Genomic DNA, 15906 nt, shown 5'->3' with positions numbered 1-15906 from the left:
AAAAGCTGTAACATTTTACAATTTGGGTAGTCTTATAAGCATACATCATCAATCAAAAAATTCAATCAAAAATGAACAAGTTATTATTAATTTACGGTTGTGTACTTTTAGGTAGTTCCGCCGTAGCAAGTGCCCCGCAAAGTATGGCGGTCCCAGTTGTAGAAACCAAGTTGGAAACCTCCAGTACGTTTGAGAACAATTTTACAGTATTGCAGATCAATGCTGAGCTTCAAGAAACCGCCTCAAATTTATTTTACTTATACAGTGAGGAGGCATCTGAACTTAATTTAAATGAAATAGAGTTCGTAGAAGACGAATCCGCGGAAGATTTGGGTTTTGATACCTCAGAGTATCTTCCCGAGGGCTTTAGCCCTTACGAGACTTATTTTGATTTGAATTCCATTATATACGTTGAAGACGAAACAAAATTCGAGCTAGGTTTCAATACCTCGGACTATTTACCTAGTAATTTTGACCCTTATTCAGATATTGTTGACGTACATTCCATCAGCTATATGGATGTTGAGGATTATGATTTGGGATTTGATACCAAAGATTATTTACCAGAAGGGTTTTCACCTTATAATGTTTATGTGGATTTAAAATCCATCCCTTATGTCAAGGAAACGGAATTTAACTTGGACTTGGGTCTTGATTATATTTTGCCTGAAGGATTTGATCCTTATGCAGATTCTACGGAAGTTACCAACGTGAATTACATAGAGGAAGAAGATATAGATTTGGGTTTCGATACCTCAGCGTATCTCCCAGAAGGATTTGACCCGTATGAAGGGACAAACTAGTAGGATGTTTTAGTTTTCATTTTACAAATTTTTGAGTTAGTTAGAAAAGCCCTCCACCGAGGGCTTTTTGTTGTTTTAACGTTAATTTAAAAGCACTAAATCTCAGTTGGTGGTGCTTAACAAAAAAATAACACAAAAATCGACCAAGTGTAAATGGCAAAAAAACACCTTTAACACTATCAATCCTACAATATTCAAGGGTCAAAACCGTCACTTTTTCAATATTTAAAACCCTAAATTAACAACTGCACATTGACCCATTTTCAGGCCAGCATTAACAAAAAACTAATTGTAATAAACTTCACATTTTCTGGTTTTACCTTTGTAATACAATTAAAAAATGACAGTTATGAATTTTAGAAATTATACAGCGGCCATTCTTGTGGGAGCAGCAGTTTTCACCTCGGCCAATGCCAAGGAATCTGAAGTTCCTAAAGAAGAATTTGACATCAATAATATAGTGTTTGTGGAGGAAGACCTAAACTGGGAATTGGGCTTTGATACAGCACAGTATCTACCGGAGAATTTTGATCCATACGGAGGTGAATTTTCGCTTAAGGCCATCAATTTTATTGATGAAGGTGATGATATAGAAATCGGATTTGACACATCAGGATATCTACCTGAGGGCTTTGATCCGTATATACAATAAAGTTAGTTTCATACTTTTTTGAGTTAGTTAGTTTGTTTGCCCCTCCTAAAGGAGGGGCTTTTGTTTTAGAACAACCAGGGAAGCACAAATTGAAATACTAAAATCAACAGGCCAACTGCAATGAGATTGAGGATGACACCAACCCTGGCCATTTGTGCAATTTTCACATAACCGCTCGCAAAAACTATGGCATTGGGTGGTGTCGCCATGGGAAGCATAAAGGCGCAGCTACTGGCAATCGTCACTGGAATTAATAAATAAAGGATAGGAATATCCAGTCCAATGGCTATTCCTGCCACAACAGGAGCCAAGACAGCCACTAGGGCTACATTACTCATGAGTTCGGTCATAAAGAGCATCAGCAGAATCAAAAGTGATGCTGTAAGTAAAACGCTAATATCACTATTGGCGATAGCGGCTGCCACCATATCCACAATTCCACTGGTCGACATGCCCTTGGCCAATGCGAGCCCACCCCCAAAAAGTATTAAAATACCCCATGCAAGTTTCGAGGTATCTTGCCATTTTATGATGAAATCTCCTTTTTTTAGATTATATGGGATAGCAAACAAAGTTACAGCAGCAAAGATGCTGATCATGGTGTCTGTAAGTCCAAGTTGAGGAAAAACGGCATTGATCAGCGTGCGGAAAATCCAAAGAAAGACGGTAACCCCAAAAATGGCCAATACTAATTTTTCTTTTCCAGAGGTTGGTCCCAATTTTTCAAGTTCCGTATCTATGACCTCTTTGGAAGCATTGAATTTCAAGTCTCTGTTGGGAAACATCCATTTCACCAAGACCAGATAGCTTATACTGACCATAATAATTGAAAAGGGCAGCCCGAGGGTCATCCATTTCAAGAATGATATCTCTGTGTTGTATTCGTTCTCCAAAAGACCTATTAAAACAGAGTTTGGAGGAGTTCCTATAACCGTGGCTATTCCACCGGCATTTGCCGAGAATGCAATTCCAAGCATTACGCTTAGTGCAAAATTCCTGTCATTTTTTGTGAATCCATCCTCGTCATTGATCAACAGATTGATTACCGACAAAGCTATAGGAAGCATGACCACCGTACTTGCCGTGTTGCTGATCCACATACTAAGCGAAGCAGTGGCTATCATAAAGCCCAAAATCACCTTGTTTGGAGTTGTGCCTGTTAACCTGATAATATTCAGAGCTATGCGCTTGTGCAAATTGACCTTTTCCAGGGCCAAGGCCATCACAAATCCACCAAAAAAGAGAAAAACGATTGGGCTTCCGTAATTGGCGCCAACTTCTGCTATGGGCAGTATTTTAAGAATAGGCAATAATAACAGGGGCAACAAAGCCGTTACAGAAATGGAAACAGCTTCGGTAATCCACCAAACTAGCATCCAAATGGCAACGGCAATTACCGAGTCGCCTTTTTCGGATACCATTTGGAAGGGAAGATTGACCAGGATGAGAAATGTGATAGGGCCAAAGAACAGCCCCAGTTTTTTGCTTAGCTCCATATAATTTCCGAAGCTAGGCTATTTTGGCAAAAGATGAAAATAGAGCTATTGTTTTAGTTTGGCAAAAAGCCCATCATCTCTTTTCTCGACTTGGAACAACCCCAATTTAGAAAGATTCTTAGTGCTCTTGCCCCATTTTTTCCCACTGAGCCCAGCCTTTTCTTTTAATTCTGCCAAAGGCATCTCATCAACAGGCTTTAAGATGTCCATAATGATTTTCTCCTCTTCGGTAAGTTCCACCTGCTTATTCTCGGGGCGCATTTGAGGGAAGAAAAGTACTTCTTGTATGGACGAATTATTGGTCATGAGCATCACCAGGCGGTCAATTCCAATACCAATTCCGGAAGTAGGTGGCATTCCATATTCCAAGGCACGTAGAAAATCTTGATCAATGAACATGGCCTCATCGTCTCCTTTTTCGGAAAGTCGAAGCTGCTCTTCAAAACGTTCACGTTGATCAATAGGGTCATTTAACTCGGAATAGGCATTGGCTAATTCTTTCCCGTTTACCATTAACTCAAAACGTTCGGTAAGGGCTGGATTTTCCCTATGTTCTTTGGTCAACGGACTCATTTCTTTGGGATAATCGGTAATGAACGTCGGCTGAACGTAGTGGTGCTCACACTTCTCTCCAAAAATCTCATCAATCAATTTGCCTACACCCATGGTTTCATCCACTTCAATATTGAGTTTTTGGGCTACTTCGCGTAATTGTGCTTCGTCCATTCCAGCTACATCAAATCCAGTATGGATTTTTATGGCTTCCAAAATCGGTACGCGGGCATATGGAGCTTTAAACTCAATTTCGTTGTCCCCAATGGTCACTTTTGTTCCACCAGTTGCATCCATGGCAATTTTTTCCAACAACTGTTCGGTAGTATCCATCATCCAGTTGTAGTCCTTATAGGCCACATAGAGTTCCATTACGGTAAACTCTGGATTATGGGTACGGTCCATTCCCTCGTTTCTAAAGTCTTTGGAAAACTCATAAACCCCATCAAAACCTCCAACAATTAATCTTTTTAGATATAATTCGTTGGCAATTCGGAGATATAAGGGGATATTCAGGGCGTTATGATGGGTCAAAAAAGGTCTAGCCGCAGCACCACCTGGAATGGGCTGTAGAATAGGGGTTTCCACTTCCAAATACCCTCTTTCATTGTAAAATTCACGGATACTATTGGTGATTTTGGTGCGTTTAATAAAAGTATCTTTCACAGACGGATTTACCACCAAATCCACATAGCGCTGTCTATAGCGAAGTTCAGGGTCATTGAACTCATCATATACCTTTCCATCTGCATCTACCTTTGGTAGCGGTAAAGGTCTAAGTGCTTTGCTCAATAGCGAAAAGTTTTTGACCATGACCGTTTTTTCACCTACTTGAGTGGTGAACAGTTCACCTTCTACACCTATGATATCACCAATATCCAAGAGTTTTTTGTAAACCTCATTATATTGGGTTTTGTAATCTCCTGGGCAGATTTCATCGCGATTAAAGTAAACCTGAATACGACCATCACTGTCCTGAAGTTCAGCAAAAGAAGCCTTTCCTTGAATTCTTCTTGACATCAGCCTACCAGAAATCACTACCTGTTTTCCTTCCTCAAAATCGTTTTTGATGCTTTTTGAAGTGGCATCCACTGGATAAAGTGCGGCGGGATATGGGTTGATTCCCAGTTCCCTAAGCTTTGATAATTTCTCCCTTCGAACGATTTCCTGTTCCGATAGTTGCATAGTCGATAAAAAATTAAAGCGCAAAATTACACTTTTGCGCTTTAATTCCTTACTTAGCCTTACTTATTGTAGCATAATTTGGAGTATAAGGTTCACCATTCATGATTTGGGCCATGTCTTCTTCCAAAGATTCCAGCGGACTTTCAACAATTCGGTTCACTTCTTTCCCTTCTTTAAAGAAGACCATTGTCGGGACCTTAATTACATTCAGTCCTTTTTCTTCCCCTGTTGGACTCTTTTTGTAATGTCCTTTGCGATAGTCCAAGGCGACAATTTGTAGTTGGTCGATTGGGAATTTGACCTCATGTAAAATTTTCAGTATTCGTGGAACTTCCCTTTTGCTGTCACCGCACCATGTTCCCAAAAAGAGTTTGATTTGATGCTTTTTAAGTTGCTTTTTGAACATTTTTGTCATGGATTTGTCCACGACATAGTTTTCATAATTTGTGCTGAACCAGTTGGCGTACGGTTGGGATTGGAGTCCTTCCAAATTAATCTGTCCCACTAGGAACTTTTTACCATTTTCCAGTTCGATTTCTTTGTTGAAATCCTGTGCAAGCAAAGAACTGCTTACGAACAAAAGCGTCATTAGAATTGATTTCATGATTTTTCAGTTTAAAATTTGGAACCGAAAATTGACCAAAATCAGGGTGGTAATGGGGTTTTGAAGGATGGAAATGGGGACTAGACCCCAGGTGGAATTTTACTCGATAATCGAGATTTAAGTTATTTTGAAGATTTTTTTGATGTTTCTAAGATTATTCTTTTACGAATGTCTTAGGGACTTACTCTTAGGAAGTTTATTTTTTATTGAAAATGGAAACAATTTCTTGACGAGAAGAAACCTCCAATTTTTTGTACAAATTGTTGATGTGGGTTTTGATAGTGCTATGACTCACAAAAAGCTCCGAAGCGATTTCCTTATTGCTTTTGTCCATTAAAATTTGCTGTACAATTTTCTGCTCCTGTGGGGTCAGTTTTTGTAACAAGTCATTGGTTTTTGCTCTTGCTGCAGATTTTCTTGTGATAAGTAGATACAGATTTAATCCTAATGATAAGACAAGAAGAAGTAAGACTGCCCATTTCCAATTCCAATTGGTGGAATCCTTAAAATTGGCCAATTGCCTATCCACTGTAACTTCAGCTTCAAATTGTTGGGTGAAATCGGTATTTGGATAGGCGGTATTTAACCGTTCCAGAACTTGGTCATAGTAATCGTTGGAAACAACATCCCCGAGATAATGGGAATAGGTTTCATTGCTTTTGTCAGATAAAAAACCATAAATAAGTAACTCAACCAAAGGTTCGTTGGAATCTTCACCGAATTTTTGAAGGGTGGTAAACCATTTTTCCAAATTCAGTTTTCTGTTGGTCTCACTTCGATAATCAACAAAATCAAATATCATTTCCTCCTTTAAGGCCTCAATTTCTAAAAGAAGTGAAGATTTTGAATTGGTAGAGGTAATTGTGCAAAGTGCTTGATCTTCAAATGAGGTGGGAAATGCTATGGTATCTCCATTGTTGGCTATAAAGAGCACGCTTTTACTGTAAGGGCAACTGCCCAAAAAATGCCTAGCCTCGGAGTTGTTAGAACAGCCATCCAAATGGATGCGATATATCCGATTGTCTTTTAAAAGATTATCGCCTGTGAAATTGAAAAAACCCAAGGAGTCAACCTTGGTCTTGCTTATGATTTGTTCCAAATAAACTCTGGAAGTCTTTCGATAATCTTCAACCAGGGATAAATAAATGGCGTTTCCCTCATTGACTTTGGAGACATATCCTGAAAAACTGTACTGACCTAATAAGGATAGATGACTCAATAGCAAGATAAGGAACAGGGCAATTTTCATAAACTAATTCAATGAAGTTTAAAAATAAGGGTTTTGTGTAACAAATTGGTTTATTCCGATACTAATGAGATACATCAATCAAAATCAAATCAATGAGTTTCTGGAGAGTTTTATTGGCCATTCTTTTCCCACCTTTGTCGGTCATCGGAAAAGGTTGTGGGTCTTTTGTTATTGTATTACTTTTAACGTTTTGCGGATGGGTGCCCGGAGTAATTGGTGCGCTTGTCATTTTAAACAATACAAATTAGAGCACCACAATGAAAAAAATCCAAATCTTAGCATCGGCGCTTATGGTTGCCTTCGCTTCATCATGCAATTTTACGGAAGAAATTACGTTACAAGAAGATGGTTCAGGAAAGCTTTCCATCAATTTTGATGGGTCCGAGCTGATGGAAATGGCAGGTGAGGAAATGAAAAAGACCAACGAAAAACCCATCGACTCCTTAATTTCCTTTAAGGATCTGCTGGAAGAAAAGCATGATAGCATTGCTGAGCTTACACCAGAAGAACAGGCTAAACTGAAAAAGTTGGAGCCCTTTATGATGCATATGGTGATGAACCCAGATGAAAAGGTGATGAAGTTTGATTTATTTAGTGAATTTAAGAATGTAAGCGATGTCAATGATGCGTTCAATGCTTTTCAAGGTGCTAATGTTTTGGGTTCTAATCAGCAGGGTGCTCCGGCGCCAATGGAAAGTTCAGCTTCTGAGGTAAGCTACGCCTTCACGGGGAACAGTTTTTCAAGGAAGGCCAAGATTTTGGATGAGCAACTGTTTCAACAGCAAGTGGACAGCCTCCAAGGTGCTGAAATGTTCCTTTCAGGATCTACCTATACACTGAAATACCATTTCCCAAGAAAGGTAAAATCCACCACTGCAGAGGAAGCCACATTCAGCGCAGATGGTAAAACCCTTATTTATGAAGTCAAGTTTTTAGATTTGATGAAAGACCCTTCGCTTTTGGATCTTGAGGTAGAGCTGGAGAATTAGTTTTGAGATAAAACGCTTCGTATCTTTGCTGGATGAACAAGAAAGTCCAGCTACAGGATTTAGGCCATAAGGATTACAAGGAAACTTGGGATTACCAAGAAGCCCTATTTAAGGAAATTGTTGATGTAAAAATCAAGAATAGAAGGGAAGAGGCGAATCTTGAAACTCCGAACCATTTTCTTTTTGTAGAGCATCCGCATGTCTATACTTTGGGAAAGAGCGGGGATATGGCCAATTTGTTGGTCGATGAAAAAAAACTGCAAGAAAAGGGAGCTACTTTTTACAAAATCAACAGGGGAGGGGATATCACCTATCATGGTCCAGGACAAATTGTAGGCTATCCCATTTTGGATTTGGACAATTTCTTTACCGATATCCATAAATATCTCAGATTACTTGAGGAAATGGTAATCCTAACCTTAGCGGAGTATGGCCTAAAAGGAGTTCGTTCTGAAGGAGAAACTGGGGTTTGGTTAGATGTTGGAACTCCTTTCGCCCGTAAGATTTGCGCCATGGGTGTACGGGCAAGCCGCTGGGTGACCATGCATGGTTTCGCATTGAATGTAAATGCGGACTTAGGTTATTTTGATTTAATGATTCCCTGCGGGATAAAAGGCAAGGCTGTTACCTCCCTGAATGTGGAGCTTGGCCAAAAGGAAGTGGATATGGATGAGGTAAAAGAAAAATTACAGCATCATTTTGAATCCCTTTTTGAAGCTGAATTTATAAAAGAGAAAACCGAAGCATAAGCCTCGGTTTTCCGGTTTTGATTGGTTTTGTTGTCATCGCTCATAGGATGTAAGCAAGCTCATGCTTCGTAATTTCCCTTTTTTGTTATAATCTTCGGTTTTTACCATACCAATATGCTCAGCTAACCATTGTTTGGTTTTCCCTGTGGATTTTATACCCATTCTCATGTCTGTATCGTAGCTGATGACAAAACATTCAAAAGTTCCAGCGGGAGTAGTGACACTCTCTTTACCTTCTACGGTTCGGTTGTACATTCTCATAAATGATTTCATCGCAATCGGTGCACCGGTTATGGCAATTTCCATTTCCGCATCAGGTAAAGTCTGGCCCACTGATAGGTCATTGGGTATATAAATGTTGTTTCCCGTAATATCTACCTCCATGTTATCAAAATGACTGGCCCTGGCACTACCCATAAGGGATTTAAAGTCAATGGAAACACCGTTTTCTTCACATTGCATCCCATAGGAAGAATCTCCAAGTTGAACATCGTTTTTGTCAAACATTTCCATGGTATACAGTACACGGTCACCACCATCATCTGTGACGGAATAGACCACCTTACCTTCTTTGTTCATTCGACTGCCATAAAGCGTATGTTCAAATTTGGCTCCATCTGAAACGGGATAATACTTGCTACAGTCGGTTTGGGCAATTAAGGTTTGTCCGCATATGAGACCTATAATCAATACGGCCGAGATGATATTTTTCATGGTTATTGCTTTATAAATTCAACTCTCCTATTTTGTGCTTTGCCATCCGGACTATTGTTGTCCGCAACCGGTTCACTTTCACCTTTGCCATCCACGGTCAATCGGTTTGAATCTACACCATATATAGAGACCAACGCATTTTTAACGGAGGCCGCTCTTTTTTTAGAAAGGCTCATGTTGTTTTCGTCGCTACCGTCGCTATCGGTATGGCCAACAATTTTAAGGTTAATAGAACCGTCTTGCTGCAATACTTGATAGATCTGTCTAATGATTCCCATAGATTCGGGCTTTATATTGGCTGAGCCAGCATCAAATAAAATCCCATTAGTAGAAATTTTACCTTCAGAAATCAGTTTTCTTCTTAAATCGACTCCCCCTTCGGCAACCTTGAGATTGGTGATAAAGATTTTTTCCTTGCCATCTTTTAGGTTGTTCACATGAAACTTTACTGAAGTAAGTCTGTTTTCCGGAATCATACGAGGGATGTCAACATACTTTTTTTCATTTACCCAAACACGGAACCGAGCTTTGTTCACCGCTATGGAAATATGAGGTTGATTTAATACAGCTTTTCGTATGTCTGCCCTTATACCGTTGTTTATAGTACGGCCCTCGCCTTTGATATGGTTTTGTACCCTAATATCGAAAGCACCGTACTGGCCAACGGGAAACCATACTGAGGCACGGTAGTCTCCATCCTTAAAATTGGGGTCATTACTTAGATAGAGCCCAATACCAGCTGTTGAGGAAGTTTTGTTGTCCATTCCGTAGGTTAAAATGTCGAACTCAATAGTGTATTCTTCCGGCAACTGGGGAACATCGGGAATATAGTAGATTCCATAACCAGGGATAAGTTCCATCCACTTTTGAGGGGATTCGTCAATGGTAACCACTTCACCACTTCCATTTGTATTCCACCTAGCAGGAAAATCTCCGATAAAATCGTTTGCAAAATCATCAAAGAACAGCTGTTTGTCACCAGGGACAAAATCAAACTTGCTATAAATTTGGATGGACTTTTGACCTGATGAACTCACTGAACCTGAATTCGGAGACCCATTGGGTTGCCCGCCCTGAGTGTTGGTGTTTCCTCCGGTAGATTGAGGTGTTTGCTGGGGCTGCTTTTTACCCCCAGAACCGGGTTCTAAGATACTGTCCAAGGCTTGGTCGGTTTTCTTGGAAGTTTCATGTTCTACTCGTCTTTCAATGGTACGTTCGGCTGCTCTTTCAGCTTTTTTACCAAGTTTTTTTAGGAATTGAGCGTTGGTGTTGGTGCTAAAGGCAAAAGCAATAAGGGAACAAAACAAGATTTTGCCCAAAAAGGAGGTTTTCATTTCAAAAAGTGTTTAGATAGTGTAATTGACTGTAAATTAAAAATTTACAAGAGAACGAGAAAGAAAGAATGTGTATTTTGTATAAACTACTGTATGGGTTGCTGTGAAGACGGTTTAATTCAATTTATATACAATTATGGAGTTTTCTTGATCTTTGGCAACAAGCTCTAATTTCTTGTCATTGTCGATATCGGCCAAATCAATAAGGGAACTCCCAAAAACCGGGAAATTTGGTATTGGTTTTGCTTGACTGTCAAATAAATATATTTTTTGATTTTGAAGGTCCGTAATACCCACATAGATCTTGTCGTTGATATAAAAAATCTTTGGTTTGGTGTACACTCCCAAATCTAGCTCGACCTTCTTTCCTTTAATACTTAGAATGTTGTCGTCCATAAGAGCCAAAGTTTTACTAGTGGTATACATACCATGGTCACTACTAAGATTGAAGTTGGTTGCCGTGAGCTTTCCTTTGGTGTCAATTTGATGCAATACGCCTTTTTTGTTTGTCACTGAAAATTTGTTCTTGTACAGGAATACGCCATTATTTGAGAAATCAATTTTGTCAGCAACTTTTAGGCGTTCTTGACCTGTTCTATGTAAAATTTTTAGCTTCAGGTTTTCCAATTGAAATACCAAATAGTCCTTGTTTGATACCCTGAAATGTTTCGGAGAGGTCAAGATGGGACTTTCAGCTTCCGTGTATTTGAACCCGCTAACAATCTGCATTTGGTTGTTGTACATATATACCTTGTTGCCTTGGGTTATTACAAAGCGGTAATTTTTGTTTCCTTCGTAGTCAAACACGGCCAAGGGATTGAGGTTTCCGCCTTCAAAGGTCTTTTTGAAAGGGAGAACATCTTTGCCGTTTCGGTCTACTATCATAAATTCGTTACTGGTGCAGAATGCCAGTTGCAAACGGCCATTTTTATAAATATCCACTTGTTGAATAGGGCCTTGGATTCTAGAATTCAACTGCTTGCTCCAAAGTACTTTTCCTTCCGTGGAAATTAAATACAGAATGTTGTTTTGATCCTGGACCACAATCTCTTGTTTATTGGTTCTGTGGTTTTTGACGAACTGGGGATTTATAACAAGATCCGTATCAAGTTCAAGGTTAAATAAGGGCGTTACAGAATTTATCGCCACCGCTTTTTCAATTTTCGAAACCAAAAAGTTTAAATGCGAAAACCCTTGATCCGCTACCAATTGAGTGGCAAAAGTGTAATTGTCAAAATCAATTTTCTGAAGGGGCTCAGAAAATTGTGAAGCCATGTGTCCTTTAGATAGAAATCGGATTCCAGATGGTTTGGAGATGAAAAGCAAGCTCGATTCATTGGCGAGTTGCGCCATGGCCGTATTATAGTAGGGTGAATTGCCGAAGGAAGCATTGTTTCGATCATTGCTTATAATGTTCTGCAATGATTCCTTCGTTTCCGCAAAAACAAAAGTGTTTTCCAATACTGTGTAAAAATTGGATTTGAAGTCCTTTATCAAGGGGCTGAAACCGTCTACCAGCAAATTATTTGTTTTAAGGTCAATGATTTCGCTGCCCTGATAATTGGTGGAACCTTGCTTGTCTGCATTTAAAAATGAAGAAAGACTTTCTGTTCCAAAAGAGCTTAATAATGCCACTTTTTGGTTATTTGCGAATATGATACCAACTTCTTCAATAGTGTTGAAAATAGTATCGGGAGCCTTTACCCTGTCCAGATAAGTGTTCTGGTTTTTGGCAAAAGTTTGATAATCGTCAAAAGTGTATGATGTTATGGCTTGAGCACTTAGTGGAGCAAACAAATGGGTCTTATGAACTAAAGGATTGGTTCCTTTAAACAGATTGATAAAGTTTTTTGTGGAATCAGAAGCGACTGCTACTCCAGAAAAACTTACATCATTTGAATTGGTTGAAAAATCTTGTGAAATCCAATCTGCAAATGAGATTATATCGGAATTATCATTTTTTAACTGAGCCGAAAGAAGAGACGAAGGTTCGTCCAAGTTCATAAAAAGTGTTGCAGATTTACTTTTTGTAGCAGTTTGGTAAAGTTTTTCCAGTAAGGGGTTGGTTGGGTTGTTTTTTTTCGCTCGTGCAATATTCTCTATTAACAACATGGAAGAGCTAACAATGAGTTGGTCGTCTACAAGCATACTAAAAGTCTCTGTACCTTCCAGAGTGTATTTGGAAATGCTTTTGGTTTCATATGTCAATGTCTCGACTGTTTTGTCAGTGATGTTATCTAGATTGAAAAGGTTGGCGGCATTCTCAATGATTAAAACAAATTCATGGTTGTCCTTTCCCACTGTATAAAGGCCAAGTAGGCAGTTTGAATCTGTTTTAAGATGTTCAAGAGGATGTACTTTTTTATAAATTTTGCTGTATAAGGGAAGACTTTTGGTCTTATCAAAAAAAGAGCTGTTTTTAAGTTCGCTTTTAAAATTGGTTAGGTTGTTGATCTTAATGATTAAAGAGGCGTTTGGGGGCAAGTATCCAAGTAAAGAGTCTGTGGTCTTGACCTCTTTTTTGCAGCTAAAAAATAAAACAAGTAAAAAAGAAGTGAGAAATGCCCTGTATTTCATTTTCGAAGTTTCGAACAAATTTAGGGTTTTACAATTCCAGTGTCAACTGGTCGGGAAGTTGTCTGAAACTTTTTCTGTGGTATTTGGTAATACCGTACTTCTTTATTGCTTCCCTATGTTCTTTTGTGGGGTACCCTTTGTTTTTTTTCCAATTGTACATCGGAAACTCTTCATGAATTTTGGCCATATAAGCATCCCTGTAGGTTTTGGCGAGAATGGAGGCTGCTGCAATGCTCATAAATTTTCCGTCCCCTTTTATAATGCACTCATGAGGGATGGAGGAATATGGTTTGAATCGATTACCATCGACCAATATAAGTTTAGGAGTCTGTTTTAATCCGTCCAAGGCACGATGCATGGCTAAAATAGAAGCATTAAGAATGTTGATGCTATCTATTTCATCTTCGAAGACATGACAGACCGAAAATGTAAGTGCTTCTCTCTCTAGAATAGGTCGAAGATGTTCTCGTTTTCCTTCCGAAAGTTGTTTCGAATCATTCAATACAGAATTATCGAAACCCGCAGGCAGAATTATTGCCCCGGCAGTAACGGGTCCTGCCAAGCAACCTCTTCCAGCTTCGTCCGTTCCTGCCTCGTCTGGGTATTTTAAAAAAGGTTCAAGCATTGTTCTGTCTAAAAGTTATGTTTTCCGAGGTGGATTAAATTCCTTCAATATTATGATTTTTACAGTATAAACTTTCACATTTCTTTAGAAACAAAACATATACCTTTGCCTGACCAATAATAAGGAATGAGATTTTTAGTATTTGCCCTTCTCTTTTTGGTGAGCGCTACCTTGATTGCCCAACAGGACTCACTACCCCCGGTTAAGGAAATTGATTCTTTGGTGAAAACCGACTCCATTGCAAAAAAGAATCCTATAGACGCCAAAAAGCCAATGTTCCGGATTCCGGAAACAAGAATTGAGGAAAAGGATTCCGTTTTTATCACGGATTATAAAATCATTTCCTACTATGGAGATACCACGATTGTGGATACCACATTGACCATAAGAAAGGAGTATAAATACAACTATATTAGGAAAGATGATTTTGAATTGATGCCCTTTTCAAACATTGGGCAACCCTACAATGTCTTAGGACGAATTTTTTCGAAGAATACCTTATATCCCCAATTGGGAGCTGTAGCAAAGCACTATAATTATTTCGAGATTGAAGACATCAACTATTACAATGTGCCTACGCCTATGACCGAGCTCATGTTCAAAACTACATTGGAACAGGGGCAGCTATTGGATGCATTGTTGACTTTTAACTTTACGGAAAGATTAAATGTATCCCTTGCGTATAAAGGGTTTCGTTCATTAGGTAAATACCGGTTTGATCAAGCTCAATCAGGTAATTTTAGGACGTCATTTGTTTATGTCAATAAAAAAGGAAACTATAATATGCGAGGTCACATCACTGCTCAGGATATTGAAGCAGAAGAGAATGGTGGACTTTTGAATCGCGAACAGTTCGAAGATACGACGACTGATGATTTTACGGATAGGTCAAGAATTGATCTCCGTTACACAAATGCGAATAATAGAATTCTGGGGAAACGATATTTTCTGGATCATCAACTTAAATTGTTTGGCCGTAAAAAAGATTCCACAGAAATAAAGCCAACGGCTTTGGCAGTTGGACATGAATTTAGTTATGAAACAAAATTCTATGACTTTACGCAAGCTGCGCAAAATGACGCTTTCGGTTCGGAGCCATTTGTAACCCCAATTGAGGATCGTGCCCGTTTAAAGACCATGTTCAACAAAGGTTTTGTGAAATTTTCAAATAAAACTTTGGGGGATATAAAAGGATGGGCCAGCCTTTATAATTACAATTATTTTTTCAACAGTGTTTTGATTACCGATCAGGGGACTATTCAAAATCAATTGAAAGGAGAGGAAATAGCAGTTGGGGGTAGTTATCTAAATAATTTTGGGCGCTTAGTGCTTAAGGGAGATGTCAATTATAACCTTACAGGAGATTTGGGTGGAAGTTTTTTTAATGCATCCGCAGATTATAAGATAAATGATAATTATTCCATATATGGTGGAATCCATATATCTTCAAGAATGCCCAACTTCAATTTTCTTTTATACCAAAGTGATTACCGAAATTTTAATTGGCAAAACTCTGATGCTTTTGAAGAACAACAGACGCAAAGCATCCATTTTGGGGTAAATTTGAAAAAATGGGGGCACTTACGTGCCGAGTACAGCGCATTGGACAGCTACACCTATTTTGAATCCATAGCAACACAAGAGCAAATCGATAATGCTCAGGAAACCGCTTTCGTAAAACCCTTTCAGCAGACAGAGACCATAAATCATTTAAGGGTAAAATATGAGAACGATATAAAATGGAGAAGATGGACCCTTACTAATACAGTGCTTTATCAAGAGGTTACCCAAGACAAGCAGGTGCTAAACCTACCTCAGTTGGTTACTAGAAACTCTTTGTATTTTTCAAAGGATATTTTCAAAAAAGCCATGTATTTGCAAACAGGAGTTACCTTTAAATATTTCACTTCATATAATATGAATGCCTACAATCCGCTATTGGGAGAATTCTATATTCAAAATAGAGAGGAGTTAGGAGGATATCCGTTGTTGGATTTGTTCATCAATGCAAAAGTGAGACAAACAAGAATTTATTTGAAGGCCGAACATTTAAATTCCATATTTTCTGAACCCAATTATTACTCTGCACCAAACTACCCCTATCGTGATTTTGTAATCCGGTTTGGATTGGTTTGGAATTTCTTTTCATAAAAATTCATTAAATTGAAATATTTTGAAGTTGAAAAACAGTCAATTACAGAATAAGGTGATTTTTTTGAAAAAAAATAGTTTAAAACTGTTTGTGGGATAAAAATAACCTTTCTATATTTGCACCCGCTTAGCTGATAGGGCAGGGCGATAAGGAGAGGGTTAAAGGGTTGTTTTCGGCCCGTTTTTTTTCTCTTGAATTGAATAAGAAGTTCATTTGACATATTGT

General features: G+C 38.7%; 14 protein-coding genes. 6 read left to right on the top strand and 8 right to left on the bottom strand.

The window, feature by feature from the left end; all coding sequences use genetic code 11:
- Positions 1 to 71 precede the first annotated feature (71 nt).
- A complete protein-coding gene (locus E4661_RS05340; protein WP_136465796.1) occupies positions 72 to 803 on the top strand; it encodes a hypothetical protein in 732 nt (243 codons plus the stop codon).
- 349 nt (positions 804 to 1152) lie between these two features.
- Entirely contained in the window at positions 1153 to 1455 is a 303-nt protein-coding gene (locus tag E4661_RS05335; protein ID WP_136465795.1) for a hypothetical protein, read from the top strand.
- A 65-nt stretch (positions 1456 to 1520) separates the two neighbouring features.
- On the opposite strand, the gene E4661_RS05330 is transcribed toward E4661_RS05335, so the two are convergent.
- From E4661_RS05330 to E4661_RS05315, 4 genes are all read right to left on the bottom strand, one after another.
- Positions 1521 to 2951, bottom strand: a complete 1431-nt coding sequence (locus E4661_RS05330; protein WP_136465794.1) for an SLC13 family permease — start codon at positions 2949 to 2951, stop codon at positions 1521 to 1523.
- 45 nt (positions 2952 to 2996) lie between these two features.
- Positions 2997 to 4688 carry a lysine--tRNA ligase gene (gene lysS, locus E4661_RS05325; protein ID WP_136465793.1) on the bottom strand — a complete coding sequence of 564 codons (1692 nt, stop codon included), beginning with the start codon at positions 4686 to 4688 and terminating at the stop codon, positions 2997 to 2999.
- Positions 4689 to 4737: 49 nt separating this feature from the next.
- Positions 4738 to 5292: a thioredoxin family protein gene (locus tag E4661_RS05320; protein ID WP_136465792.1), complete on the bottom strand. Its 555-nt coding sequence runs from the start codon at positions 5290 to 5292 to the stop codon at positions 4738 to 4740.
- Between the two features lie 196 nt (positions 5293 to 5488).
- Positions 5489 to 6541: a response regulator transcription factor gene (locus E4661_RS05315; protein ID WP_136465791.1), complete on the bottom strand. Its 1053-nt coding sequence runs from the start codon at positions 6539 to 6541 to the stop codon at positions 5489 to 5491.
- Positions 6542 to 6633: 92 nt separating this feature from the next.
- Between E4661_RS05315 and E4661_RS05310 the strand changes: the two genes are divergently transcribed.
- Genes E4661_RS05310 through lipB form a run of 3 tightly spaced genes read left to right on the top strand, consistent with a single transcriptional unit; the run spans position 6634 to position 8279 of the window.
- Positions 6634 to 6789, top strand: coding sequence for a YqaE/Pmp3 family membrane protein (locus E4661_RS05310; RefSeq protein ID WP_097043702.1), 156 nt, complete (start codon positions 6634 to 6636; stop codon positions 6787 to 6789).
- 9 nt (positions 6790 to 6798) lie between these two features.
- Entirely contained in the window at positions 6799 to 7530 is a 732-nt protein-coding gene (locus tag E4661_RS05305; RefSeq protein WP_136465790.1) for a hypothetical protein, read from the top strand.
- A 32-nt stretch (positions 7531 to 7562) separates the two neighbouring features.
- Positions 7563 to 8279, top strand: coding sequence for a lipoyl(octanoyl) transferase LipB (gene lipB, locus E4661_RS05300; RefSeq protein WP_136465789.1), 717 nt, complete (start codon positions 7563 to 7565; stop codon positions 8277 to 8279).
- Positions 8280 to 8312: 33 nt separating this feature from the next.
- Here the strand turns inward: lipB and E4661_RS05295 are convergent, their stop codons facing one another.
- The 4 genes from E4661_RS05295 to E4661_RS05280 form a co-directional block, all read right to left on the bottom strand.
- Positions 8313 to 8993: a TapB family protein gene (locus E4661_RS05295; RefSeq protein WP_136465788.1), complete on the bottom strand. Its 681-nt coding sequence runs from the start codon at positions 8991 to 8993 to the stop codon at positions 8313 to 8315.
- Positions 8994 to 8995: 2 nt separating this feature from the next.
- Positions 8996 to 10327, bottom strand: coding sequence for an OmpA family protein (locus E4661_RS05290; protein WP_136465787.1), 1332 nt, complete (start codon positions 10325 to 10327; stop codon positions 8996 to 8998).
- Between the two features lie 114 nt (positions 10328 to 10441).
- A complete protein-coding gene (locus E4661_RS05285; RefSeq protein WP_136465786.1) occupies positions 10442 to 12904 on the bottom strand; it encodes a ribonuclease HII in 2463 nt (820 codons plus the stop codon).
- A gap of 28 nt (positions 12905 to 12932) precedes the next feature.
- On the bottom strand, positions 12933 to 13529 hold the full coding sequence (locus E4661_RS05280) for a ribonuclease HII (RefSeq protein WP_136465785.1): 597 nt from the start codon (positions 13527 to 13529) through the stop codon (positions 12933 to 12935).
- Positions 13530 to 13655: 126 nt separating this feature from the next.
- Here E4661_RS05280 and E4661_RS05275 point away from each other — a divergent pair, with 126 nt between their 5' ends.
- Positions 13656 to 15680, top strand: a complete 2025-nt coding sequence (locus tag E4661_RS05275) for a putative porin (RefSeq protein WP_136465784.1) — start codon at positions 13656 to 13658, stop codon at positions 15678 to 15680.
- The last annotated feature ends 226 nt before the right edge of the window (positions 15681 to 15906 follow it).

This window comes from Flagellimonas onchidii (assembly GCF_004804315.1).
In the GTDB taxonomy this organism is placed as follows: Bacteria; Bacteroidota; Bacteroidia; order Flavobacteriales; family Flavobacteriaceae; genus Flagellimonas; species Flagellimonas onchidii.
Note: the sequence above shows the minus strand (reverse complement) of the source record. Positions and strands in the feature narration are given on the sequence as shown.

Excerpts from the sequence above, each read along its gene's own strand:
- E4661_RS05340 (WP_136465796.1), top strand. The coding sequence starts at position 72 with ATGAACAAGTTATTATTAATTTACGGTTGTGTACTTTTAGGTAGTTCC.
- E4661_RS05335 (WP_136465795.1), top strand. The coding sequence starts at position 1,153 with ATGAATTTTAGAAATTATACAGCGGCCATTCTTGTGGGAGCAGCAGTT.
- E4661_RS05330 (WP_136465794.1), bottom strand. The coding sequence starts at position 2,951 with ATGGAGCTAAGCAAAAAACTGGGGCTGTTCTTTGGCCCTATCACATTT.
- lysS (WP_136465793.1), bottom strand. The coding sequence starts at position 4,688 with ATGCAACTATCGGAACAGGAAATCGTTCGAAGGGAGAAATTATCAAAG.
- E4661_RS05320 (WP_136465792.1), bottom strand. The coding sequence starts at position 5,292 with ATGAAATCAATTCTAATGACGCTTTTGTTCGTAAGCAGTTCTTTGCTT.
- E4661_RS05315 (WP_136465791.1), bottom strand. The coding sequence starts at position 6,541 with ATGAAAATTGCCCTGTTCCTTATCTTGCTATTGAGTCATCTATCCTTA.
- E4661_RS05310 (WP_097043702.1), top strand. The coding sequence starts at position 6,634 with ATGAGTTTCTGGAGAGTTTTATTGGCCATTCTTTTCCCACCTTTGTCG.
- E4661_RS05305 (WP_136465790.1), top strand. The coding sequence starts at position 6,799 with ATGAAAAAAATCCAAATCTTAGCATCGGCGCTTATGGTTGCCTTCGCT.
- lipB (WP_136465789.1), top strand. The coding sequence starts at position 7,563 with ATGAACAAGAAAGTCCAGCTACAGGATTTAGGCCATAAGGATTACAAG.
- E4661_RS05295 (WP_136465788.1), bottom strand. The coding sequence starts at position 8,993 with ATGAAAAATATCATCTCGGCCGTATTGATTATAGGTCTCATATGCGGA.
- E4661_RS05290 (WP_136465787.1), bottom strand. The coding sequence starts at position 10,327 with ATGAAAACCTCCTTTTTGGGCAAAATCTTGTTTTGTTCCCTTATTGCT.
- E4661_RS05285 (WP_136465786.1), bottom strand. The coding sequence starts at position 12,904 with ATGAAATACAGGGCATTTCTCACTTCTTTTTTACTTGTTTTATTTTTT.
- E4661_RS05280 (WP_136465785.1), bottom strand. The coding sequence starts at position 13,529 with ATGCTTGAACCTTTTTTAAAATACCCAGACGAGGCAGGAACGGACGAA.
- E4661_RS05275 (WP_136465784.1), top strand. The coding sequence starts at position 13,656 with ATGAGATTTTTAGTATTTGCCCTTCTCTTTTTGGTGAGCGCTACCTTG.